Here is a 24132-nt window from a genome sequence, read left to right on the forward strand (position 1 = left end):
TGGGAGGACAGGCCATGAATAAACAGGAACAGATCATATTGGGTTTCAGGGACTTATTAAACAAGTTGGTTTGGCTTAATAAGCCTAAGATGGAAGATAGTCTTAAGGGTTATAAGCCTTCTGAGGTACATTGTATCGAATACATTGGAAAAAATGTAGATTCCAACGTGACAAAACTTGCGGAGTCCTTTTATATGACTAGAGGTGCTATAAGTAAATTAACTAAGAAGCTTATAGAAAAGGGCTTAATCGAAAGCTACCAAAAGCCGGAGAACAAGAAAGAGATCTATTTTAGGCTTACCGAGCAAGGGAAAAAAATTAACAAAATCCACGAGGAACTGCACAGAGAGTTTCAAGAGCGGGATAAAGCGGTGTTTGAGCAGTTAACTGAAGAACAATTTGACAGTATCCTTAGCTTCGTGGAAAAGTATAGTAGGCATTTGGATACAGAAATTCAGAAACTTGGTGTAGATATTAAGCCGAATAAATTGGAATAATGAAAATTACCAGCAGCCGAACTCTATTGAGAATAGGCTGCATTTTTTATCGTTGATATTTTGTTGACAAAGAAACAAAATATTGTTATCTTTTTGTTGACAAGGAAACAAACTTTCACTTACGAGAGGAGAATAATATGTCCATAGATAAAGTAAAGAAACCGGGATTGCCAAAAGAAATTCTCACGGCTGCCTGGGCTATTGCACTAGGAGCAATTGCTCCAATGCTTGATTCAACAATGGTGAACATCGCAATCAATAAACTAACTAGAGATTTCAACACAACATTGGATATCATCCAGTGGTCTATTACAGGTTATGTTTTAGCCCTTGCGATTGCAGTTCCAATATCTGGATGGCTCATGAACAAATTTAACGGGAAGAAAGTATTCGTCGGCGCTGTCATCGCCTTTGGTGTGATTTCTATTCTTGCTGGAATTAGTTGGGACATCTCCAGCTTCATCTTCTTCCGTTTGCTTCAAGGATTTAGTGCTGGTATTATTACCCCGCTTATGTCGACACTCTTGGTTAAAACCGCAGGCCCGGAAAATCTGGGAAGAGTTATGGCAATCGTCAGCACACCAATGATCTTCGGCCCAATCTTAGGACCTGTAATCGGGGGCTTAATCGTTCAAGGTGCATCATGGCATTGGATTTTCTTCATCAACGTAATCATCGTTTCCATTGCTGCACCATTTATGATGAAAACTATTCCTGACTTTAAACCATTCAATAAAGATAGTAAACTCGATATTTTTGGGATTACCGTCTTATCCATAATGAGTGCGTCAATGATTTACGGCATTACGAGGGCAACGGACCATGCATCCTTTAACAATGGCCAAACAATCTTATGGGTGGGTATTGGCTTTGTTTTGGCAGTAATTTATCTGATATACAATCGAATTAGAAAGAATCAAACCGTGCTTCCGATGAATTTATTTTTACGCAAGAACTTCTTAGCAGCCAGCAGCGGTTTATTCTTAGCCAACATAGCTGTCATGGGACCAATGTTAATACTTCCACTTTTCTTTCAAAACTTCCGTCATTTTACTTCAAGTGAGGCAGCGCTTGCGTTAGTCCCGCAAGGAGTTGGCATGCTTGTTACTCGACCAATGATTGGAAAAATGATTGATAAAATTGGTGCGAAATACGTGGTTATAGTAAGCCTTATGCTTTCGCTTATCGGTACTATTCCGCTTATCTTTGTCACCGATAAAACAAATATGATTTGGATTTCCATCTTATTGTTTATCCGTGGAACCAGTTTCGGAGGAATTATGCTTCCGTTGACGAGTGACGCTTATACAGGACTCGACAGCAAACAACTTCCTGAAGCGGGTGTCGGTATTAATATTATTGAAAACCTTGGTTCAAGCTTTGGCTCAGCTGCCATCGCGACCATTGTCGCAACTGTTACACAAGGATTAAAGCCAAGTATTTCCAGTAACTTAAGAGGCTATCATGCCGGATTCTTCATATCCGCCATTGTCCTTGCGCTAATCTTCATCCCTAGTCTTTTCCTCACACATAAAAAGAATGCATAAAAAGGAACCTGCACTAGAATATTGGAGCACAGGTTCCTTTTTAGATGAAGATTTCATACAATCTTCACGTATGCTATATTGTTGGAGCTGTGAGCGACAGTCGGAAACATTCTAAATGCCTAATAGTTTTGTAAACTTTTCACTCCTCTTTTGGAAATTCTCCGAACCACCAAGATTGTTGCTTTTGGTATAAGTATATAATCCTTGAAATGGATAAGATTCGCACTCTTTTCTACATTCCATTTTTCATTTGATTGTAGAAAATTACCGTAAAAATCCTACTGCCGATTTTTACTCATATGTAAATAGCAATAAAGTTTAAGAAAAGAGCCAAGAACATATAATAATAGGGTTTCAAAACTTGGTACAAGTTCTGAAACCCTATTTGTTTACAGTCTGAGCCACCTCGGGGAAGTGTGTTTAATATTAAAATTGAACTTTTTCTTCTAAGAATTTTTTCAAATCGCTAATTGGAAGTCGGGTTTGTTCCATTGTATCGCGATCCCTTACTGTAACCATTTTGTCTTCCACAGAATCGAAGTCATAAGTGATACAGAATGGTGTTCCGATTTCATCTTGACGTCGATAACGTTTACCGATAGAGCCTGTTTCATCAAAATCAACCATGAAATCTTGCGCAAGTTCTCCAAATATTTCTCTAGCACCATCAGATAATTTCTTTGATAGTGGTAAAATCGCTGCTTTATAAGGTGCCAAAGCTGGATGTAGATGCATTACGGTTCTGGATGTGCCATCTTCCAACGCTTCCTCTTCATAAGAATCAATTAAGTAAGCAAGTGTCACACGGTCTGCACCAAGAGATGGTTCAATACAATATGGAACATATCTTTCATTTGTTTCTTGCTCATGGTATGTGAAATCCTCACCGGAGTACTCCATATGTCTCTTCAAATCAAAATCAGTTCTGGATGCAATGCCCCATAACTCTCCCCAACCGAATGGGAATTTATATTCAAAGTCCGTTGTTGCATTACTATAATGAGATAATTCCTCTTCTGAATGATCACGAAGACGTAAGTTTTCTTCTTTCATTCCTAATGATAAGAGCCACTTCTTCGCATAATCCTTCCAGTAATCAAACCATTTTAGTTCTTCGCCTGGCTTACAGAAGAATTCCAACTCCATTTGTTCAAATTCGCGAGTACGGAATGTGAAGTTACCAGGTGTAATTTCATTTCGGAAGCTTTTACCGATTTGCGCAATACCGAACGGAACCTTCTTGCGCATTGTTCTTTGTACATTTTTAAAGTTAACAAAAATACCTTGCGCGGTTTCTGGACGTAGGAAAATTTCATTCGTACTTGATTCTGTTACGCCTTGGAAAGTTTTAAACATTAAATTAAACTGACGAATGCCTGTAAAATCTTTGCTTCCGCAATCAGGACAAGCAATGTCATACTCTTTAATAAGCTCTTCCATTTTAGAAAATGGTAAGCCATCTACTACCATCTCAATGCCTTTTTCTTCGAGGGCATTTTCAATTAATTTATCTGCACGATGTCTCGCCTTACAATTTTTACAATCAATCATTGGATCATTGAAATTACCGATATGACCAGATGCTTCCCAAGTTCTTGGATTCATTAATACTGCGGAATCTAAACCTACATTATATGGAGATTCTTGTATGAATTTTTTCCACCAAGCTTTTTTTACATTATTCTTTAATTCCACACCTAACGGACCGTAATCCCAAGTATTAGCTAATCCTCCGTAGATTTCAGATCCTGGGAAAACAAAGCCTCTATGTTTGGCATGGGAAACAACTTGTTCCATGTTTGCACTCATCGTAAATCTCTCCTTTTTAATGTAAAAATAATAAAAGCTCTCATCCTCAGACTCTCTTGAGAGTCTGGGGACGAGAGCTGTGCTCACGCGGTTCCACCCCAGTTGATACGCAAATTACGTATCCACTTTCCAATGTATGACTCCAGATCGCCGTTTCACTAAGTCTCTTATTGGGCTTTCACCATCCCCAATTCGCTTAAAAGATAATCCCTTAGCTACTATAATTCCTTCAACGTCATAATTATTATTTTTAATGATTATATTACAAGATGGTTTCGAGGAAGTCAATGTCCAGGAAAAAGGAAAAAAATTATTTTGAATTCAAAATGTTATTGACTTCTTGGACTCAAGATATTATACTTACTTACATAAAGTTACTTGATGAGCATTTCATCACAATATGAGTTGGATAAAATTATATTTTTCATAATATGGAGGTAATTAAAATGACAAAAATCAAATGGGTAGTAGACGCAACACATAGTGCAATTGATTTTTCTGTGAAACATATGATGGTATCAAAAGTTAAAGGAGCATTCCATAACTTTAATGCAGCAATCGCAGCAGATCCTGCTGACTTAACTACCGCAAGCATTGACTTTACGGTTGATGTTGCAAGCATTGATACACGTAATGCTGATCGTGACGGCCATCTTAAATCTGCAGATTTCTTTGATGTAGAAAACTTCCCTACAATGACATTTAAAGCAACAAGCATTACGAAAAAAGATGATGATGAGTACACTGTAACAGGGGATATGAACATTCATGGCGTAACTCGTCCAGAAACATTCACTGTTACATTCGAAGGTGTTGCAAAGGATCCTATGAGCGGTGCAGAAAAAATCGGCTTCAGTGTTGAAGGAAAAGTAAAACGCAGCGACTATGGTTTAACATGGAATGCAGCACTTGAAACAGGCGGCGTTCTTGTTGGCGATGACATTAAAATCAATATCGAAATCGAAGCGGCAAAAGAAGCATAAAAAATTTTAAAAAAGTATTAGCTAATTGATTAATTATTTCGTATAATCAAATAAGTGAAATTATCCATTAAGGGAAGGAGTGGATCGTATGAAAGTGAAAAATTCTTTTCAAATTCCATTTCTTCTTACTATTTCAGGAGCAAGGCATTAGCCATTGCTCCTTTTTATTTGTCTAAACGAAGGGGGAGCTTTATTTGGCGAAATATCAAAGGGTTTTACTGAAACTCAGCGGTGGTGCACTTGCAGATCAAAGCGGCAATAATTTCGAATCCAGCCGTTTGGAACACATTGCTAATGAGATTTTATCTGTTGTTCAATTAGGAATGGAAGTATGCATCGTGGTAGGAGGAGGAAATATCTTTAGGGGCAAGCTTGCAGATGAATGGGGCATTGACCGTGTAGAAGCTGATAATATAGGTACACTTGGAACAATCATTAACAGTCTGATGCTAAGGGGTGTTTTAAAAAGCAAAACCGATAAAGAGATAAGAGTCATGACCTCCATCCCTGTTACCACCGTTGCCGAACCGTATATTCGTCTAAAAGCAATGAACCATTTAGATAAAGGGTATGTAGTTATTTTTGCAGGTGGTAATGGGCAGCCTTATGTAACTACCGATTATCCAAGCGTCCAAAGGGCATTGGAAACTAACTGCGAAGCAATTCTTGTTGCGAAACAAGGAGTTGATGGAGTTTTCACCGGTGATCCGAAACTAGAACCGTACGCAAAGATGTACTCCCATCTTAACTATAATGATGTTGTCCAACACAATTTAAAGGTGATGGATCAGTCTGCATTACTACTTGCCCGCGACTATCAATTACCAGTACATGTCTTTAATTTTGATGAAATTGGTGTAATGAAGAAAATATGCATGGGACAGCATTTTGGTACGTTAATTAGTCATGGAGAAACTACTTTGATGTAGATCTGTTGAATAACAGGTCTATTTTTTTATTGACAAATTTAGCACCTGGTACTAGTATTAGTTATTATCATTAGATAGTAAAATAGGATGGTGAATATCTTATGAACTCAACAGCTCGTATAACGGCCATTGGAACGTATGTACCGGATAAAATATTGCGAAATGAAGATCTGGAGAAAATGGTTGATACAAACAATGAATGGATTGTTCAAAGAACTGGCATGAAGGAAAGAAGAGTTTCGGGCGAAGGTGAATTTGCATCGGCACTTGCATGTAAGGCGATTGAAAATTTAATGGAAACATATGATAAAAGTTTGCAAGACGTTGACTGTATCGTTGTTTCCACTACCACACCGGACTATGTTTATCCGAGTGTTGCATGCCAAATACAAGACTACTTTCATATTCCTCATACAGGTGCCTTTGATTTGAATGCGACTTGTGCAGGTTTTACGTATGCTTTGCATGTGGCTAACAGCTTTATCACTTCAGGCTTACACCAAAAGGTATTAGTTGTGGCAACGGAGACATTAACAAAGGTAACCGATTATACGGATCGTTCCACTTGCATCTTATTCGGGGACGGTGCTGGAGCCGTTTTAGTGGAGAAAGATGAAGTTAATCCAGGTTTTATCGCTACCCACATGGGAACAAATGGTGAAGGCGGCATTCATGTTTACCGTAGTAATCTAGCTACTACTATGTTCGATCTCCCTTTAAAAGCTGATGGAAAAATCGTTCAAAATGGCCGTGAGGTTTATAAGTGGGTGTCCAGGACCCTCCCGCCTTCCATTGATATACTGGTGCAAAAAGCAGAAATGAATCTTAATAATATTGATTGGTTTGTTCCACACAGCGCAAATATCAGAATGATTGAATCAGTTTGCGAACGCTCCGGAATCCCGATACAGAAAACATTAACAAGTTCGGAGTTTTTGGGGAATACCTCTTCTGTTACCATCCCTCTTGCCTTGGGCCTAGGGATAAAGGAAGGCAAAGTCAAAAATGGTGATATAATGATGTTGTATGGATTTGGCAGCGGACTAACACATTTGGGTCATATCATCCGTTGGGATTTAGATGATAAATAATGTATAAGGATGTCTTCCATAAGGAGACATCCTCTCTATTTCTGATGAGGGATAAAGGTGTTTTCCCGTAATAATTGTAAAAATACCTCTAAAGCCTTTGTTTGGAAAGGTGTCCTTGTAATGACCGAAAATTCACGTTTAATAGGAACCCCTTTAATCTCAATGATCTTTAAGGATTGTAATAAAAGCTCTTTTTGAATGGTCCAATTGGAAAGCAGGCTAATTCCAAGCCCCGCTTCTACTGATTCTTTAATCAGCTGCGTGCTTCCAAACTCCATTAATTTTTTTGGGGTAAAGTTCAGCTTTTGAAAAAACGCATCTTGTGCTTCCCTTGTCCCTGATCCCGGTTCACGCACTATCCATGTTTCTTTTTCTAAATCTTCTCTATTAATTAAAGGATGTTTCGAAGCAGCCACGACAAACATGGAATCCTCAGCAAGCTTCTCCACTCTTATATTTTTTTCCTTAAAATGCCCCTCTACAATTCCAACGTCTAGCTGATGATTGGCAACTGACTCTGCAATTTCCTTTGTATTAGCGATGGTAATCGTCGGTTCAATATCAGGATAGCTACTCTGCAACTTAGCCATAATATGTGGAAGAACATATTCCCCAAACGTGTAGCTTGATCCTATTGTTAAAATACCACTCGCTTTATTGGTAAGATCATCCACAATTCTTTGCATTTTAGTGTAAAGCCCTAAAATTTCCTTAGCGTGATGATAAACCGCATTCCCCGCTTTATTCAAACGTACATATTTATTTGTACGCTCTAGAAGGCGAGCACCAACCGCCCTCTCTAGTGTCTGAATATACTGACTCACAGCGGGCTGTGTCATATGAAGTTCCTCCGCTGCACGTGAAAAATTCCCTTTATCTACTACTGTGACAAAAACTTGCAAATACTGGTCCACTACCATTCCCCCTTCCACACTCTATTATATAAATTTACTTATGATGACTATCATAATGATTTATTTTTCTTATTTATGAATGTGTTATATCCTTAAGTTACTAAAAGGCAAACAGGAGATGATAAGAATGAGTTCAGAACAAGCTAATTTACTAACGGAAGAACCAAAAAAACAAGGATCTCCTTCTGGTTTCGGGCTATGGATTGGTGGCGTTGTGTTTACTTTTTTCATCGCCCTTCTAGGATTTTTTCTTGCAAAGGTTCCGGGATTTGATCATATCGGGCAATTAGCCTGCTCGATTATTATCGCTATTATCTATAGACAGTTTTTTGGTTATCCCGAATTAATTCGGAAAGGAATTACCTTCTCCTCGAAAAGACTTTTACGGGTTGCAATTATTTTATATGGATTGAAGCTAAATATCGATGTTGTTGTACACGATGGATTAGGACTACTGCTTCGCGATGCATGTGTAATTGCCTTTGCCATTCTATTGACTATGTGGTTGGCAAAATTATTGAAAGCAGAAAAAATGATTTCGCTATTGTTAGGGGTTGGAACTGGAGTTTGCGGTGCGGCGGCAATTGCTGCTGTTGCTCCCATCGTTAAGTCAAAAGATGAAGATACCGCTATTAGTGTAGGGATTATCGCTCTTGTTGGAACAATATTTGCCATTGTATATACTATCTTACGTCCATTTTTACCTCTTAGCCCCGACAAATACGGAGCTTGGGCCGGAACAAGTCTTCATGAAATTGCTCAGGTTGCTTTAGCTGCCGCTCCGGGTGGTCAAGATGCACTTGCAATTGGCTTACTGGCGAAACTAGGTCGTGTATTCTTACTAGTTCCATTATGCTTCATCTTTATGTATTGGATGAACCGCAAAAGCAAAGGCGAAGGACGAAACGATGCAAAAATTGAATTCCCATGGTTTTTAGTTGGATTTATTATTTTAAGTATTTTAGGAAGCTATGTGTTCGGTCATTCTATTTCTGTATCTGCAGGGGTAATGAATGGTGTTTCCATCGCTACAACATGGCTGTTAACCGCTGCAATGGTAGGACTGGGGCTCAACGTTAGTCTTAAGGATTTACGTACCAAAGCATTAAAACCACTGATCGCAATGGTCATCACTTCCATAGTATTGTCGGTGGTAACATATCTGGTCGCTGCGTTGTAGTGAAGAGTAAAGCTGATACTCACAGGGAGTGCGTGGGTATCGGTTTTTTTGGTTTATAGTAAATTCACTTATCTTGTTTCACTGTCATGGGAATATTTTGATTACCTAACCATGATTTTTCCGCAGGGTTCTTTTTCTCACCTAATGGGATTTCATCACCTCCATTTTACTTTTCATCACTCTCCAAGGATTTTCCACCAGGTTCCTTAGCTTTTTCACACTTCCCCCCTCTTTTTATTGGTTTCATCACTTCGCTTCTACTTTTCATCACCTTCCAAGGATTTTTCACCAGGTTCCTAGCTTTTTTTCACACTTTCCCCTCTTTTTTCTACACCTCACATTGGTTTCATCACTTCGCTTTTACTTTTCATCACTTTCCAAGGATTTTTCACCAGGTTCCTTGGTTTTTTCACACTTCCCCCTCTTTTTTCTACATCTCAAATAGGTTTCATCACTTCGCTTCTACTTTTCATCACTTTCCAAGGATTTTTCACCAGGTTCCTTAGTTTTTTTCACACTTTCCCCTCTTTTTTCCTCACCTCGCATTGGTTTCATCACTTCGCTTCTACTTTTCATCACCTTCCAAGGTTTTTTCACCAGGTTCCTAGCTTTTTTTCACACTTTCCCCTCTTTTTTCTACACCTCACATTGGTTTCATCACTTCGCTTTTACTTTTCATCACTTTCCAAGGATTTTTCACCAGGTTCCTTGGTTTTTTCACACTTCCCCCTCTTTTTTCTACATCTCAAATAGGTTTCATCACTTCGCTTCTACTTTTCATCACTTTCCAAGGATTTTTCACCAGGTTCCTTAGTTTTTTTCACACTTTCCCCTCTTTTTTCCTCACCTCGCATTGGTTTCATCACTTCGCTTCTACTTTTCATCACCTTCCAAGGTTTTTTCACCAGGTTCCTAGCTTTTTTTCACATTTCCCACTTTTTTCCCCTCCTCACATTGGTTTCATCACTTCGCTTCTACTTTTCATCACTTTCCAAGGATTTTTCACCAGGTTCCTTAGCTTTTTTCACACTTTCCCCTCTTTTTTCCCCTCCTCACATTGGTTTCATCACTTCGCTTCTACTTTTCATCACTTTCCAAGGATTTTTCACCAGGTTCCTTAGCTTTTTATACACTTCCCCCTCTTTTTTCCCCTCCTCACATTGATTTCATCACTTCGCTTCTACTTTTCATCACCTTCCAAGGATTTTTCACCAGGTTCCTAGCTTTTTTTCACATTTCCCCCTCTTTTATCAACACTCATCCTTCTCTATTCAAATAAATTAAAGAAACTAGCAGGAATTTCCCTACAATTCATGGAAATTAAATGTTAAAAAGGAGGTTTCATGATTGATAAAGAAAGATTTAACCATTCCGATAAGAGTTCTTCAAGATTACGCTTTGTTAGAGCGTTTACCAAAACACCATCCTAAAAGAGCGATAGTGGAAACAGATTATGCTAGGCAACTTGCAGGATACCGAGGAGAAAAGAATTTACGCTATTTCTTGAGTTTCCTCCCAGATTATGAATATCAAATATTCTTTGACCTTCGATTAAACATTCAAAATGTTGATTTCCAGATTGATTGTTTTATATTATCACCCCGCTTTTCCCTTATTATTGAATCCAAAAATATTGCAGGTACCCTCATTTTTGATTCAAGATCCGAACAGTGTATCCGAACTTATAATGGTAAAGAAGAAGGATTCCCTAACCCAATTCTACAAGTTGCTAGACATCGCCTATTACTTCAAAGATGGTTGAAACAATATAAGTTCCCTTCCCTTCCGATTGAACACTTTGTAGCTATCGCATTTCCAACCACTATTATACAATCCGCTTATGATGATCATTCTATTTACGATAAGGTAATTCAAGCTGAAGGGGTTATTAACAAAATAGAAAAAATAAAACTTCGATACAAAACAGAATACCTTAGCACAAGGCAAATAAATTCATTATGCAAAACACTTCTTGATAACCACTCACCACCGGAAACCCATATTCTTAAAAAGTTTGAACTACATGAGGAGGACTTAATCAAAGGGGTGTTGTGCCCTAAATGTCCAACAACAACTATGAATCGCAAACACGGAACCTGGTTTTGCCCACGATGCAAACTTCATTCGAAAACAGCTCATGAACAAGCACTGTTAGAGTACTTCCTTTTATATGATTCAAACATTACCAATAAACAATTTAGGGATTTTACACTTCTATCCAATCGTTGTGCAGCCGCATATTTATTATCAACTTCTACCTTACGGAAATCTCAAGGAGGAAATAACGTGTTTTACCATCCCCCATCTTTCAACTGGTTTCTTCATAACCCCCAAATAAAAAAACTCCTCTAATATGACATTTGTCATCCGACATTCATGACATCCCTTACTTATGATTGCTATCCATCGATTATAAAATAGTCTCATAAGTAATGGAGGTGTCGGAAATGACGGAGATTGTTCGTATTCAACATGTGACGAAAACATTTCAAGATAAAAAGGCAGTAAATAATGTTTCCTTTTCTATAAAAAAAGGAGAGGTAATTGCCATTCTTGGGCCGAATGGTGCTGGTAAAACAACCACAATTTCAATGCTACTGGGATTACTTCACCCTACAAGCGGCAGTATCCAATTATTTGGTTTGAATCCTTCTGAGAAAAAAGTACGTGAAAAAATTGGAACGATGTTACAAGAAGTAAGTGTAATGAATGGGTTAAAGAGCAAAGAACTACTGGAGTTAATTAGAAACTATTATCCAAATCCCCTTTCCCTAAAAGAGTTAATACAGCTTACAGGGCTAACAGATACTGATTTAAGAACGCGTGCGGAAAAATTATCGGGCGGGCAAAAGCGCAGGCTTAGTTTTGCACTCGCTCTTTCTGGAAACCCGGATTTGATTATGTTTGATGAGCCGACTGTTGGTATGGATATCACATCGAGGAATCGCTTTTGGAAAACCATTAAACAGCTTGCTGCACAAGGAAAAACAATCATCTTCACCACTCATTATTTACAGGAAGCGGATGATGTGGCAGAACGAATTTTGTTGTTTCATAACGGCAGTATTATCGCAGATGGAACACCTGCTGAAATCAAGGCTCGAATCGCAAAACAGGCAGTATCGTTTACTACAAATGATCCTTTCCAAGCATTTGAAAAATTGAACCAACATTCCGTTGTAACGAATATTTATCAAAAAAATGAACGAATTATTGTTCAAACGGGTGATACAGATGCAGTTTTAGCACTCCTTTTTGAAGAAAAAGTAGGCGCACAGCAGATACAAATTGAGAACGGAAAGTTAGAAGAAGCATTTGAGCAGTTAACAAACAATCATCAGGAGGCGATGTAAAATGAAGATATTGCGATTGCAATGTAAAGCAGAGATATTACGTGTATTAAGAAATCCCTACTTTGTATTTTGGTCCTTGCTAATGCCAATCGTATTCTATTTTATTTTTACAAAGGTTGTAAACACTGGAGCACCGGACAAAGCTGAGTGGCAAGCACATTATTTAATGTCAATGACAGCATTTAGTGTAATGGGGTCCTCGATTATGACGCTAGGTATTAGGATAGTACAGGAACGCCAGCATGGTTGGGCTACTTTTATGAGGCTGACTCCCCTTTCAGATACGGTATACTTTACTGCGCAAATGATGGGTCAAACCGTTATTCATTTGTTTTCTATCATCGTGATTTTTACTGCGGGGGCACTTATTAATGGTGTTTCATTAACTGCGCTAGAATGGATTTCTAGTGGCGCTTGGATATTAATTGCTTCGACTCCTTTTCTTGCATTAGGTACACTTATTGGTTTAATGAGAAGAGTGGAAACAGCTGCTGGGATTAGCAATGTGATCTATATGGCTATGGCAGTTGCTGGCGGTATGTGGATGCCTCTGGAAATCATGCCGAAAATCATGCAAACGATTGGAAAATGGCTGCCATCTTACAATTTTGGAAATGGTGCGTGGGCAATTGTGCAAGGAAACGCCCCTGAGTGGCGGAATATTTTGATTTTAATAGCCTATCTCGTCTTGTTCATGCTACTATCAAAATATATTAGAAGAAAACAAGAAGCGATGTGATTAAGTATGGGCAAACTGAGAGGGTTCCGATTCTTTCCGAAAAGATTCGGGTTTTTTCCCTATATCTTTCTTATCTATTTTATTATGCCTGCCGTCTCTTTACTTAGTGAATCAGGTATAAAAATGATACTCGGATACGCCTTATTATTTGTATTTTTCGTCACGTATCGTCAGCTTTACTTTTGTATGCAAAAACGCAGCTATTCTTATTGGGTCGCAACGGAACTAGTAATTATTCTTATTTTTGGATTGTTTTACGATCCAAATTATATATTCCTAGGTTTTTTTCCGGCCAATTTTATTGGATGGTATAGTGATAAGAGGAAGTTCAAAATTGCTTTAATAGGCTTATTCATTGTAGAGTTTCTTCCCATTATTACTTCCGGCGTCCTTTTAACCCCTAGTAAGATCTTATATTTTGTACCTTTTCTTATTGTCATGATGATATCTCCATTCGGTGTGCGGTCTATGAATAGGAGAATAGAGCTAGAAATGCAATTGGATCAAGCAAAGGAACAGATTAAAGAGCTGGTGAAAAGAGAAGAGCGTGTCCGAATCGCACGTGATCTGCACGATACGCTCGGGCACACCCTGTCCTTAATTACCTTAAAAAGTCAGCTCGTTGAAAAATTAACGACTATTAATCCTGAACGAGCTCGGTCAGAGGCAAAAGAAATTGAGCAAACTTCAAGGGCTGCATTAAGACAAGTACGCGAGCTTGTATCACAGATGCGGGCTATCAGAGTAACGGAAGAACTATCAGAAGTACAAGAGATCTTACAAGCGGCAGGAATTGCCTACCATTTTCAAGGTGATTCCGAATTACAAGATACCCCTTTGCTCGCCCAAAATATTATTAGTATGTGCTTGCGGGAATCCGCTACAAATATAGTGAAGCATAGCAGGGCACGGAATTGTTTCATTTCTATTTCCCCTACCACTGAAAATATTAAGATAATGATTAAAGACGATGGAATTGGTATGCAGCATCCAAATAAGAGTGGAAATGGATTAACAGGGATGGAAGAACGATTGGCGCTTATCGATGGAACACTCTCTATCACCAATCTAAATGGAGCTGTTCTGGAACTGATCATTCCAATTGTACAAAAAAAAGAGAAAGAAGGTGCTGCCTTTTGATTCGGATTTTTATCGCAGAGGACCAGCGAATGCTGTTAGGTGCCCTAGGTTCCCTGCTAAATTTGGAAGAAGATATGGAAGTCATCGGGCAGGCATTGAACGGAGAGGAAGCCCTAACCTCCATCATTAAACTTCAACCAGATGTTTGCTTAATGGATATTGAAATGCCACTAAAAAGTGGTCTTGAGGTTGCAGCGGCAATAAAAAAACTGGATCTTACTTGTAAAATCATTATTCTAACCACGTTTGCCCGACCTGGTTATTTTGAACGCGCCGTGAAAATAGGAGTGGATGGATACTTATTAAAGGATGGTTCCATTGAAGAACTAGCAAGTGCGATTCGAAATGTAAGAGACGGAAAACGTACTTTTTCCCCCGAGTTAATGTTTGACATGCTACGCGAAGAGAACCCGTTAACAACAAGAGAACAGGAAATTTTAAAACTGGCAGCCGAAGGAAAAACAACAAAAGAAATCACCTCTATTCTCTTTCTTTCCTCTGGTACAGTTCGAAACTATATGTCTGAAATTCTGCAAAAGCTAGAAGCCAAGAATAGAATTGAGGCCATTAGTATTGCCGAAAAAAAAGGTTGGATATAAAAGAGGCTGGGACATAAGTAAAAAAATCATTGAAATTGATGAAATCTACGAAAGCAAAAACGCATGAAATCAAGGTTTTTGAATTTGATTTCATGCGTTTTTTTGATTTTCACTGCGTTTTGTCCCAGCCTCCTGTTTTCTTTCGTGGAAAACAACATTTAGGTCTATAAACACGCGCGGTTGAACTGGTGGTTACTTTATCTCAGTCGCCGATACAAAATACATACGCCGATGAACAGTCGCATCCGCTTTTCTATTTGTCTAGCTGCTGCTCCTATCGGCTACTGGATTTCTCCGTCTCCTCCCTTCGATAAGTCAACATCGGCTCGTTCCTCGCCGTGTTTCCTTTATCTCAGTCGCCGACTACAAAATCCATACGCCGATGAACAGTCGCATCCGCTTTTCTATTTGTCTAGCTGCTACTCCTATCGGCTACTGGATTTCTCCGTCTCCTCCCTTCGATAAGTCAACATCGGCTCGTTCCTCGCCGTGTTTCCTTTATCTTAGTCGCCGACTACAAAATCCATACGCCGATGAACAGTCGCATCCGCTTTTCTATTTGTCTAGCTGCTGCTCCTATCGGCTACTGGATTTCTCCGTCTCCTCCCTTCGATAAGTCAACATCGGCTCGTTCCTCACCGTGTTTCCTTTATCTCAGTCGCCGACTACAAAATCCATACGCCGATGAACAGTCGCATCCGCTTTTCTATTTGTGATGCATTTTAAATTCCAGGAATAACTCATTGTAATGAGCTAACATCTTCTTCCCGAGGTTTTTGTATACTTCAAGGTTTTCTGTTTTATTTAAATCTGGGTAAAAGCGTTTATCATTTGCTACTTCCTTCGGCAAATATTCCATCGCTTTTTTATTTGGAGTTGAGTATCCTACATATTCTGCATTCTTTGCTGCATTTTTAGGATCAAGCATAAAATTGATAAATTTATGAGCGCCGTCGATATTTTTAGCCGTTTTCGGGATGACCATATTATCAAACCAGAGGTTCGATCCTTCCTTAGGTACCACATAGTCAAGTTTGTCATTTTCATCCATGATTTCTGCGGCATCACCGGACCAAACAACGCCAACCGCTGCCTCTTCATTGGCAAGCAGCATCTTAATCTCATCACCAACAATTGCTTTAATATTAGGAGTCAATGTTGCCAACTTTCGCTTCGCTTGCTGCAGATGCGCTTCATTCGTATCGTTCAAGGAATAATGCAGACTGTTTAGCCCCATTCCCATTACTTCCCTAGCACCATCAACTAACAAAATTTTATTGCGAAGATCGTTATCCCATAAGTCATTCCAACTCGTTAATTTTTTGCCTCCAAGCATGGAAGAGTTATAGACCAAACCTACTGTCCCCCAAAAATAAGGAATGGAATATTTATTATTTGGGTCAAATGATAAGTTCATAAAATGCGGATCAATATATTTTAAGTTTGGCAGCTTCGCTTTATCAATGGGGATAAGCATATGGTCTTTTTTCATTTTATCGACTGCATATTCAGAAGGGACAGCTACATCGAAAGTAGTACCACCTTGATCAATTTTAGTCATCATCGCCTCATTAGAATCGAAGGTTTGATAGATGACTTTTATACCTGTTTCCTTCTCGAATTTTTTAATTAGAGTTGGGTCAATATAGTCTCCCCAGTTATAAATCGTTAACGTATTTCCACCCGATAATCCTTGTGTCGCATTTAGACGCGATACTAAGAACAAGAGTGCGAACGATACAACGAAAATGATGATAAAAAAACGAGTGAGTGACTTCATTTTTTAACCCCCGTTCCATTAGGGCGATTGTTCCGTTGATTAATAAAGTAATAGCCTATTACTAATATGATAGTAAACAAGAAAATAAGAGTTGAAAGTGCATTGATGGATAAGGAAATCCCTTGTCTCGCACGTGAATAAATTTCCACGGATAGGGTTGAGAACCCATTGCCTGTTACGAAAAAGGTAACGGAAAAATCGTCGAGAGAATACGTAAGCGCCATAAAGAAGCCCGCGAAAATTCCTGGTGTGATAAATGGAAGTATCACCTTTGTTAACACTTGCCACTGACTCGCACCTAAATCTCTTGCCGCATCAATTAATGATGAACTCATCTCCTGTAACTTTGGCAGCACCATAATAACCACAATTGGAACACTGAAAGCAATATGTGAAAGCAATACAGATGTAAATCCTAATTTGATACCGACAATCGTAAATAATATTAAGAAAGAAGCACCAATAATTACATCAGGACTCACAATCAAAACATTGTTCAGGGTTAGCAATGTATTTTTTGTTTGGCGTCTCCTCACATAAGAGATTGCAAGTGCCCCAGCAACTCCTAATATCGTAGAAATGGCAGCCGATAAAAGAGCAATAATAATCGTATTAATCACGATAATAATAAGCCGTGTGTCTTGAAATACTTCTTTATACCAATCTAGCGTAAACCCTTTAAAACCATGCATGGTTTCCCCGCTATTGAACGAATAAAACATCAAATAGAAGATTGGAGCGTAAAGGATAATAAAAATAATGACTAAATAAATATTGGAAAATGCTTTTTTATTTTTCATATCATATCCCTCGCTTCCGAAGTCCTGTTACCGCCATAATGATGGCCATCAAAATGATAAGGAACACGGCAATGGTTGCACCCATTCCCCAATCCTGAGTAACAAGAAAATGTTCTTCAATTGCGGTACCAAGCGTAATAACGCGGTTTCCTGCAATGAGTCGCGTAATCATAAAAAGTGATAAAGCTGGAATAAAAACAGCTTGGCAACCGGATTTTACGCCATCAATCGTCAACGGAAAAATCACTCTTTTAAACGTGGTCCACGCAGAAGCACCGAGATCACGTGAAGCATCTACAAGAGATGGATTCAGCTCTTCCAGAGAGTTGAAGATAGGTAAAATCATAAATGGAATAAAGATATATACCGATACAAAAATAAAGCTGAAATCAGTAAATAAAATTTGCTTTGCCCCAATACCCAAGAACTTTAGCAGTGAATTGGCTGTGCCGTACGTACCGAAAATGCCGATAAACGCATATGCCTTCAACAGTAAGTTAATCCATGTTGGTAAAATAATTAATAATAACCAAAGCTGTTTATGTTTTGTTTTGGTTAAGAAATAAGCTGTTGGATAGGAAATAAGCAGACAAAATACCGTAATCAATAAAGCATACCAAAACGAGCTCAAGGTCATTCTCATATAAACGACCGTAAAGAAATGACGATAGTTTCCGAGTGTAAAATGCCCCTCTATATCAAAAAAGGAATAATATACAATCAATACAATGGGAGCAACTACAAAAAGCACAATCCATAGTACATAAGGAATCAAATATATATTTCGCGTTCTATTTCTCATGGCCGGCCTCGTTATACGCTTCGAGACGTTTGTCAAATTCTTCCTCTGTCTCTCCAAATCTCATGACATGAATTGCTTCCGGGTCAAAGTTGAGCCCAATTTCATCCCCTACTACCGCCTTTTTCGTAGAATGAACAAGCCATTCGTTCCCTGCTTCATCGAAACAGCAAATTTCATAATGAACCCCACGGAAAAGCTGGGTGTCGACACGAACCTGTAGTTTTCCTTGTTCTTTCTTCGTAATTTCCAAATCCTCCGGACGGATGACAACCTCAACCGGCTCATTCGGAGTAAAACCCTGGTCTACACAATCGAATCTTTTCCCTACAAACTCTACTTCAAAGTCCTGAATCATTTTTCCTGATACAATATTGGACTCTCCAATAAAGTCTGCTACAAAACGGTTAATCGGTTCGTCATAAATATCTGTCGGTGTTCCGCTTTGTTGAATCTTGCCCTTATTTATAACAAAGATTTCATCAGACATGGCAAGGGCCTCTTCTTGGTCATGTGTGACAAAAATAAAAGTAATTCCAAGCCGTTGCTGCAGCTCTCTCAATTCATACTGCATTTCCGTACGCAGTTTTAAATCAAGTGCAGATAAAGGCTCATCTAATAGAATTACTTTAGGTTCATTGACAATCGCACGGGCAATTGCAACACGCTGTCTTTGCCCGCCAGACATTTCCCGAATTTCACGATTCTCATAGCCTTCTAGATTGACGAAGCGAAGTGCCTCTTTGACCTTTGCTGTAATCTCACTATTTTTCATCTTTTTAATTCGTAAGCCAAATGCGACATTTTCAAATACATTTAAATGTGGGAAAAGCGCATAATCCTGAAAAACTGTATTAACTTGTCGCTGATTTGCAGGCAGGCGATTAATAATTTTACCATCAAAATAAATATTTCCCTTGGATGGTTCTATAAATCCTGCTATTAAGCGTAAAATCGTTGTTTTTCCACATCCAGACGGCCCAAGTAAGGTATAGAATTTCCCCCGCTCAATTTCAAAGCTAACATCATCTAATACAGCAGGGTCATCATCATATTGTTTCGTTACACCTTCAAAACGAATAATTGTTTGTTCTGCCATATAAGACACCTCCTTATAAATATGAATCTGTTGCAACCAGAATTAGTTCGGATTCTCCATTGTAATCATTACTAATTTGATGCTTATCAGAGGCCTGGAAGTAAATCACTTCCCCAGCTTTGGCATAGTAGATTCTTCTGCCAACCTGCACCTTTATTTTCCCTTTCAACACATAAGCAAATGTTTCGGAAAGGGATGGTTCAAATTCCTTGAATTCCCCGTCATTCTGAAAGGTAAGCAAAATCGGTTCCATTTCCTTTTCATTTGATTCCGGAACAAGCCATTGAATATGATAGCCTCTTTCCTCATCAAAATAATCGGTGAAGTCTTCTTCCCCATATACCACTTTTTGATCTCTTTCTTCATCATCAAAAAACTGCTTTGGGGTACACCCTAAAACTTCTAATATATTGAAAAAGGTATCAATGGATGGTGAACTTAAGTTACGCTCAATTTGCGATATGTACCCTTTACTCAAATCAGTCCGCTCCCCAAGCTCCTCCTGAGTCAAACCTTTCTTTAAACGCAGATTCCGTATTTTTTTCCCAAATTGCATCCTATGACCTTCCATCATGTTTATTTATACTAAACTTGGAGTCAATAAAGTTTACAAATAATAAACTTAAAGTTTACTATTTCCAATATGAATTATAACTAATAATCATGAAATTACAATCGTCTTTTTAAAACATTTTTAGAATAGCTAAAAATCTTCCTCGTAATAGCGTCTTTATTATTTGTATTGTATCCACTTAATTGGAAAAATAAATTAAATGATCCGTTGTAATTACTTTTTAAAAAAAATCATACAGGTAACTTCCTCTTGAATATCGAATACTTTTCTTATATCAACTCTTAGGAGGAATACTATGATCCGTGCTGTCTTTTTTGACTTGTACGAGACTCTTATTACCGAGTGGGAAAATGGGAAAAGAAAAACTACACATAGTATCGAGCAGCTAGGAATACCTGAGGACATCTTCAAGAAAGAATGGAGTGACCGTATAGAAAGAAGAATGGATGGAACATTTGAAAATTACCAAAGCGTTTTAAAAGATATTTTACAATCTTTAAAAATGCCTATTGATGAAAAGGTCCTAAAATTAGTTGAGTTGGGAAGAATAAAGGCAAAATCCATCCCCTTCCAAGATATAAATCAGTCTATTCTTGATGCCTTGTCTCTGTTAAAGGAGATAGGAGTAAGAATTGGCCTAATTAGTAATTGCACCCCCGAGGAGATAACCGCATGGGAATCTAGCAAACTAGCTAAATTCTTTGATGATGTTATCTTTTCATTCGAGGCAAAATGTGCAAAACCAGACCCTAAAATTTATCTAACTGCCTGTAAAAATCTCGGGGTGAAACCAAAGGATGCACTGTTCATTGGTGATGGCGGTTCTAATGAGTTGGTTGGCGCAGCAAAAGTAGGTTTGAATGCTTATCATGCAACATGGTTCCAACCTCAATGGATTATAGAAGATAGAAATTTAGGATTCCCACAATTAAAGCACCCTACAGAGATAATAAAATTGATAGAAGGAGAGCTTACATGAACGAAAAGGATTTATTTGACTTATTTGTAACGGAAGCGGAAAAGCCCTTTTCTGGATGGGATTTTTCCTACGTATCTGATACTGGAAGAATGGCCAGTGAACCAATGCATTGGAATTACACAAGTGAAATTTTAGCAAGCATCCGAAAAGCAGATTCCCTTCTTGATATGGGAACCGGCGGCGGAGAGTATCTATCAAAATTACAGCCTTTTCCTCGTAGTACGTTTGCAACCGAAGCGTATGAACCAAATGTTCCAATCGCTCGAAACCGATTAGAACCACTAGGAGTTAAAGTTGTAGAGGTAAACGATGATAATCACTTGCCCTTTGATAATGATCAATTTGATCTAATTATTAACAGGCATGAATCCTATTCTGTTTCGGAACTTTACAGAATACTAAAGCCTGGGCATCAGTTTATTACACAACAAGTTGGCGGCAAAGATCATATCGATTTAAATGCTGCTTTAGACGCGAATGAAGATAATGGGTACTCCTATTGGAATCTAAATTATGCTGTTCAGGAGTTGGAACGCGCTGGATTTAACATCACCAAGAAAATGGAACAATTTCCGTATACCCGATTTTATGATATAGGGGCACTAATCTATTATTTAAAAGCCATCCCCTGGCAAATTTCTGATTTTACTGTTCCAAATTATTTTGACAAGCTAGTACAGATTCATCAACATATCCAAGACAAAGGATTTATTGAGTTTAAGGAGCATCGATTTTTTATTATAGCGAGGAAATAGACCTCCAAAATCGAAAAACACCATATCTAATGGTGTTTTTTCCTTTAGAAGAACTCCGAAAAGTTGCCGGAATCTTTCAACTGTTACTAGCTGCCCCCGAGCTTTGTAGAAAAACCTCCTAACCTCAAAAGGATACGCCAAACAAAAAAACACACGAGTCCTAGCGGAGTCCCCCGTGTGTGTAGCGAATAGTAATATTCATTACTTATGCTTATCCTTTAACCCCATCGCTTGTTTGACTGCCTCAAAAATATGTGTATTTTCATAGGATCCTGATAATAATTCGGATCCAGCACCGATTGCGGTCAATGGTACATTGACACCGCCGTGACCTGTTGTGGTCCAATCAATTGTAAATTTATCATTGCTGTTTGCCACTTTAAATGGTCCGTCCTCTTTAGAAATCCCATCTCCGGATTCGTCTTTATCATTTACTTCTTCAATCGTTAATCCGCCGCATTCATGGTCTGCAACAACCAGTACTAACGTATCCCGATGTTTTTTAGCATAATCCTTAGCTATTTGAACGGACTTATCCAGTTGTTGCCCAGCTTTAATCATTTTCTCGGCATTATTTTCGTGGGACATTTCATCAATCCCCTCTTCTTCTACCATTAAAAAGAAGCCTTTTTTATTAGAAGAAAGAGTGTCAATTGCCTTTTTTGTCATATCAGGCAATGATACAGCCGGATTGTAAAGATCGCCCTCTCCCTCCGGTCTTTGTTCAAACATTTCCTCATTCGCGAATAGGCCAAGAAGCTTTTTGCTTTTTGATTTTTTTAGGTCAGCTGCATTCGTTACATATTTATATCCAAGACGTTTCGCCTTTTCCACAAGATTTCCTTGCGTTCCTTTACTTTGTTCAGATGGGTCCTTAACCGGATTATCTTCAAAAGCGCCTGGATTCCCAGCAGGATACCAAAAATCCTCCCCGCCTCCTAAAAGAACATCGACCTTGCTATTTTCCAAATATTGTTTAGCGATATCACTTTGTTTTGATCGATCTGTCACATGTGCCCCAAAAGCTGCTGGTGTTGCGTCCGTTATTTGACTAGTTGTAACGAGGCCTGTTGATTTACCAGCTTCCTCTGCCATTTCTAAAACGGTTTTGACAGATTTTTTGTTTCCGTCTACCCCTACTGCTCCATTATAGGTTTTAACTCCAGATGCCATGGCAGTTGCAGCTGCAGCTGAATCCGTAACAGGAGTGAGAGAACTTGTATGTACTAGACCAGTTACAGGCATGCTATTCATCGCAAGATCACCCTTTAATCCAACTGTAGCCAAGCGGATCGCTTCTCGATGTGCTGCCCCCATTCCGTCCCCTACAAAAATAATGACATTTTTTGCTTTTGGTTGAACCTGGCTTTTGTGAGATTCCTTCGCGCTGGCAAAATGATTGAATCCAATCCCCGACAGTACAGCTAGAGACAATGCAGCATTCACTAATACCCTTTTTTTCCTCACATCATTCACTCCCTTTATGAAGTTTGCTTACATCTACCAATATAAAGGGGGAATATTAAGAAAAATTTGTTACTCTGTAAATAACTAGTTAATGATTCATGTCATTCGTGTAACAATTACCAAATCATTAGCATGTAAGCATTTATACTTTTATATGCATTTTCTTCCAAAACTTCCATTAATAGCTTTCATCATAAATCATTTTTTTATACAACTGTCATTGAAATAGCCAAGCAGTTTTCGTATTAGATCCATGACGCTTTTGTTCCTGATCTCCTTCCAATCCATCAACGATTAATCTTCCTGTATTGCTTCATAGCGCTCAATTAATTCATACGGTCTCACCTTAAATGACTCGTAAGGAATGTAATTAGACTGTATCGCATCTAGTAATCTTGTTTTAAAATGTGGGCGTTTTATCCATTGATCAACATTTTCTTGGTCCACTCTTGTAAAAAGAACATCCTGTGTTTCCCCTTCAGCTGGCCTAGGGGTACCTGATACGTATTCACCACGAAAAACGATGCAAAAAATTCTACTCGTTAGGCTTTGATAAATGCCGGTAATCCCATATAGCTTTACTTCCACACCCGTCTCCTCCACAACTTCCCTGCAAATCGCTTCATGAAGGGATTCCCCTTCCTCCACTTGACCTCCAGGCATTTCATATGTATCAGAACGATGATAGTTTTTAACTAAAAGAACCTCCCCCTTCTCGTTGGTAATATAGGCACTGACCGATACAATATGTTTTGGATCATGATAGTTTCCGGTTGTGGATAAGAATTCTTGAGAGCTTTCAATATACAAATTCCCCAGCTCTTTTCTTTTTTCTTGGGCTTGTCTATGTCGTTCCGATTCTCGTATTTTTTGTTCAATATTATGATATTGTTCTATACTTTCATATTCCCATATGGCCATAATCTCATTTTGCTTTTCATTGACCCATCTGCCTACTAATTTTGAACCGTACCTCATTTGGTTGGGGTAAAGATATTGATGAAAGAAATCGGTGAATACCTGAACATTTTCTGGTGAGACTTTATATACCTTCTTACGAAATATCGCCATTGAACCCTCCTGAAAATTCTGTCATTT

Annotated in this window: 22 protein-coding genes; 13 read left to right on the top strand and 9 right to left on the bottom strand. The window is 38.5% G+C overall.

Going from position 1 to position 24132, the window contains the following annotated elements:
* The first annotated feature begins 14 nt into the window (after positions 1-14).
* Positions 15-497 carry a MarR family transcriptional regulator gene (locus CWO92_RS15190; protein WP_101355064.1) on the top strand — a complete coding sequence of 161 codons (483 nt, stop codon included), beginning with the start codon at positions 15-17 and terminating at the stop codon, positions 495-497.
* A gap of 137 nt (positions 498-634) precedes the next feature.
* Positions 635-2044, top strand: a complete 1410-nt coding sequence (locus CWO92_RS15195) for an MDR family MFS transporter (protein ID WP_101355065.1) — start codon at positions 635-637, stop codon at positions 2042-2044.
* A gap of 426 nt (positions 2045-2470) precedes the next feature.
* Here CWO92_RS15195 and CWO92_RS15200 read toward each other — a convergent pair whose 3' ends face one another.
* Positions 2471-3853, bottom strand: coding sequence for a glycine--tRNA ligase (locus tag CWO92_RS15200; protein ID WP_101355066.1), 1383 nt, complete (start codon positions 3851-3853; stop codon positions 2471-2473).
* A gap of 446 nt (positions 3854-4299) precedes the next feature.
* Here CWO92_RS15200 and CWO92_RS15205 point away from each other — a divergent pair, with 446 nt between their 5' ends.
* The 3 genes from CWO92_RS15205 to CWO92_RS15215 all read left to right on the top strand — a co-directional run bounded on the left by CWO92_RS15205 (position 4300) and on the right by CWO92_RS15215 (position 6856).
* The gene (locus CWO92_RS15205) at positions 4300-4836 is read left to right on the top strand and encodes a YceI family protein (RefSeq protein WP_101355067.1); all 537 of its coding nucleotides are present in this window, start codon (positions 4300-4302) and stop codon (positions 4834-4836) included.
* Positions 4837-5030: 194 nt separating this feature from the next.
* A complete protein-coding gene (gene pyrH, locus CWO92_RS15210; protein ID WP_101355068.1) occupies positions 5031-5765 on the top strand; it encodes a UMP kinase in 735 nt (244 codons plus the stop codon).
* A gap of 101 nt (positions 5766-5866) precedes the next feature.
* A complete protein-coding gene (locus tag CWO92_RS15215; RefSeq protein WP_101355069.1) occupies positions 5867-6856 on the top strand; it encodes a ketoacyl-ACP synthase III in 990 nt (329 codons plus the stop codon).
* 35 nt (positions 6857-6891) lie between these two features.
* Here CWO92_RS15215 and CWO92_RS15220 read toward each other — a convergent pair whose 3' ends face one another.
* Positions 6892-7770, bottom strand: coding sequence for a LysR family transcriptional regulator (locus tag CWO92_RS15220; RefSeq protein WP_101355070.1), 879 nt, complete (start codon positions 7768-7770; stop codon positions 6892-6894).
* Between the two features lie 127 nt (positions 7771-7897).
* Here CWO92_RS15220 and CWO92_RS15225 point away from each other — a divergent pair, with 127 nt between their 5' ends.
* The 6 genes from CWO92_RS15225 to CWO92_RS15250 all read left to right on the top strand — a co-directional run bounded on the left by CWO92_RS15225 (position 7898) and on the right by CWO92_RS15250 (position 14781).
* Entirely contained in the window at positions 7898-8950 is a 1053-nt protein-coding gene (locus tag CWO92_RS15225; RefSeq protein WP_101355071.1) for a YeiH family protein, read from the top strand.
* Between the two features lie 1347 nt (positions 8951-10297).
* Complete coding sequence (locus CWO92_RS15230) at positions 10298-11302, top strand: nuclease-related domain-containing protein (protein ID WP_101355072.1); 1005 nt, start codon at positions 10298-10300, stop codon at positions 11300-11302.
* A 95-nt stretch (positions 11303-11397) separates the two neighbouring features.
* Positions 11398-12303, top strand: a complete 906-nt coding sequence (locus tag CWO92_RS15235) for an ABC transporter ATP-binding protein (protein ID WP_101355073.1) — start codon at positions 11398-11400, stop codon at positions 12301-12303.
* 1 nt (position 12304) lies between these two features.
* Entirely contained in the window at positions 12305-13042 is a 738-nt protein-coding gene (locus tag CWO92_RS15240) for an ABC transporter permease (protein WP_101355074.1), read from the top strand.
* 6 nt (positions 13043-13048) lie between these two features.
* Positions 13049-14182 carry a sensor histidine kinase gene (locus tag CWO92_RS15245; RefSeq protein WP_101355075.1) on the top strand — a complete coding sequence of 378 codons (1134 nt, stop codon included), beginning with the start codon at positions 13049-13051 and terminating at the stop codon, positions 14180-14182.
* Entirely contained in the window at positions 14179-14781 is a 603-nt protein-coding gene (locus CWO92_RS15250; RefSeq protein ID WP_101355076.1) for a response regulator transcription factor, read from the top strand. The genes CWO92_RS15245 and CWO92_RS15250 overlap by 4 nt, the downstream gene beginning before the upstream one ends.
* A 706-nt stretch (positions 14782-15487) precedes the next feature.
* Here the strand turns inward: CWO92_RS15250 and CWO92_RS15255 are convergent.
* From CWO92_RS15255 to CWO92_RS15275, 5 genes are read right to left on the bottom strand one after another with little or no spacing between them, the layout of a single operon-like run.
* Positions 15488-16561: an ABC transporter substrate-binding protein gene (locus CWO92_RS15255; RefSeq protein ID WP_101355077.1), complete on the bottom strand. Its 1074-nt coding sequence runs from the start codon at positions 16559-16561 to the stop codon at positions 15488-15490.
* Positions 16558-17361: an ABC transporter permease gene (locus CWO92_RS15260; protein ID WP_101355078.1), complete on the bottom strand. Its 804-nt coding sequence runs from the start codon at positions 17359-17361 to the stop codon at positions 16558-16560. Before CWO92_RS15260 ends, CWO92_RS15255 begins: the two co-directional genes overlap by 4 nt.
* Before the next feature lies 1 nt (position 17362).
* Positions 17363-18163 carry an ABC transporter permease gene (locus CWO92_RS15265; protein WP_101355079.1) on the bottom strand — a complete coding sequence of 267 codons (801 nt, stop codon included), beginning with the start codon at positions 18161-18163 and terminating at the stop codon, positions 17363-17365.
* Positions 18153-19259, bottom strand: coding sequence for an ABC transporter ATP-binding protein (locus CWO92_RS15270; RefSeq protein ID WP_101355080.1), 1107 nt, complete (start codon positions 19257-19259; stop codon positions 18153-18155). The genes CWO92_RS15265 and CWO92_RS15270 overlap by 11 nt, the downstream gene beginning before the upstream one ends.
* A 13-nt stretch (positions 19260-19272) precedes the next feature.
* A complete protein-coding gene (locus tag CWO92_RS15275; RefSeq protein ID WP_101355081.1) occupies positions 19273-19815 on the bottom strand; it encodes a helix-turn-helix domain-containing protein in 543 nt (180 codons plus the stop codon).
* A 313-nt stretch (positions 19816-20128) separates the two neighbouring features.
* Here CWO92_RS15275 and CWO92_RS15280 point away from each other — a divergent pair, with 313 nt between their 5' ends.
* Positions 20129-20812 carry an HAD family hydrolase gene (locus CWO92_RS15280; protein ID WP_101355082.1) on the top strand — a complete coding sequence of 228 codons (684 nt, stop codon included), beginning with the start codon at positions 20129-20131 and terminating at the stop codon, positions 20810-20812.
* Positions 20809-21567, top strand: a complete 759-nt coding sequence (locus CWO92_RS15285) for a class I SAM-dependent methyltransferase (RefSeq protein WP_101355083.1) — start codon at positions 20809-20811, stop codon at positions 21565-21567. Before CWO92_RS15280 ends, CWO92_RS15285 begins: the two co-directional genes overlap by 4 nt.
* A gap of 201 nt (positions 21568-21768) precedes the next feature.
* Here CWO92_RS15285 and CWO92_RS15290 read toward each other — a convergent pair whose 3' ends face one another.
* Both CWO92_RS15290 and CWO92_RS15295 read right to left on the bottom strand, forming a co-directional pair.
* Positions 21769-22977 carry an alkaline phosphatase gene (locus CWO92_RS15290; protein WP_437177558.1) on the bottom strand — a complete coding sequence of 403 codons (1209 nt, stop codon included), beginning with the start codon at positions 22975-22977 and terminating at the stop codon, positions 21769-21771.
* Positions 22978-23328: 351 nt separating this feature from the next.
* On the bottom strand, positions 23329-24105 hold the full coding sequence (locus CWO92_RS15295) for an NUDIX hydrolase (RefSeq protein ID WP_101355085.1): 777 nt from the start codon (positions 24103-24105) through the stop codon (positions 23329-23331).
* Positions 24106-24132 lie beyond the last annotated feature (27 nt).

Origin of the sequence: Heyndrickxia camelliae (genome assembly GCF_002844575.1) — a bacterium.
Classification (GTDB): domain Bacteria; phylum Bacillota; class Bacilli; order Bacillales; family Bacillaceae_C; genus Margalitia; species Margalitia camelliae.

Bases quoted from the DNA above. Each gene is read 5' to 3' on its own strand.
- CWO92_RS15190 (WP_101355064.1), top strand. From the start codon at position 15: ATGAATAAACAGGAACAGATCATATTGGGTTTCAGGGACTTATTAAAC.
- CWO92_RS15195 (WP_101355065.1), top strand. From the start codon at position 635: ATGTCCATAGATAAAGTAAAGAAACCGGGATTGCCAAAAGAAATTCTC.
- CWO92_RS15200 (WP_101355066.1), bottom strand. From the start codon at position 3,853: ATGAGTGCAAACATGGAACAAGTTGTTTCCCATGCCAAACATAGAGGC.
- CWO92_RS15205 (WP_101355067.1), top strand. From the start codon at position 4,300: ATGACAAAAATCAAATGGGTAGTAGACGCAACACATAGTGCAATTGAT.
- CWO92_RS15215 (WP_101355069.1), top strand. From the start codon at position 5,867: ATGAACTCAACAGCTCGTATAACGGCCATTGGAACGTATGTACCGGAT.
- CWO92_RS15225 (WP_101355071.1), top strand. From the start codon at position 7,898: ATGAGTTCAGAACAAGCTAATTTACTAACGGAAGAACCAAAAAAACAA.
- CWO92_RS15235 (WP_101355073.1), top strand. From the start codon at position 11,398: ATGACGGAGATTGTTCGTATTCAACATGTGACGAAAACATTTCAAGAT.
- CWO92_RS15240 (WP_101355074.1), top strand. From the start codon at position 12,305: ATGAAGATATTGCGATTGCAATGTAAAGCAGAGATATTACGTGTATTA.
- CWO92_RS15245 (WP_101355075.1), top strand. From the start codon at position 13,049: ATGGGCAAACTGAGAGGGTTCCGATTCTTTCCGAAAAGATTCGGGTTT.
- CWO92_RS15255 (WP_101355077.1), bottom strand. From the start codon at position 16,561: ATGAAGTCACTCACTCGTTTTTTTATCATCATTTTCGTTGTATCGTTC.
- CWO92_RS15260 (WP_101355078.1), bottom strand. From the start codon at position 17,361: ATGAAAAATAAAAAAGCATTTTCCAATATTTATTTAGTCATTATTTTT.
- CWO92_RS15265 (WP_101355079.1), bottom strand. From the start codon at position 18,163: ATGAGAAATAGAACGCGAAATATATATTTGATTCCTTATGTACTATGG.
- CWO92_RS15270 (WP_101355080.1), bottom strand. From the start codon at position 19,259: ATGGCAGAACAAACAATTATTCGTTTTGAAGGTGTAACGAAACAATAT.
- CWO92_RS15275 (WP_101355081.1), bottom strand. From the start codon at position 19,815: ATGCAATTTGGGAAAAAAATACGGAATCTGCGTTTAAAGAAAGGTTTG.
- CWO92_RS15280 (WP_101355082.1), top strand. From the start codon at position 20,129: ATGATCCGTGCTGTCTTTTTTGACTTGTACGAGACTCTTATTACCGAG.
- CWO92_RS15285 (WP_101355083.1), top strand. From the start codon at position 20,809: ATGAACGAAAAGGATTTATTTGACTTATTTGTAACGGAAGCGGAAAAG.
- CWO92_RS15295 (WP_101355085.1), bottom strand. From the start codon at position 24,105: ATGGCGATATTTCGTAAGAAGGTATATAAAGTCTCACCAGAAAATGTT.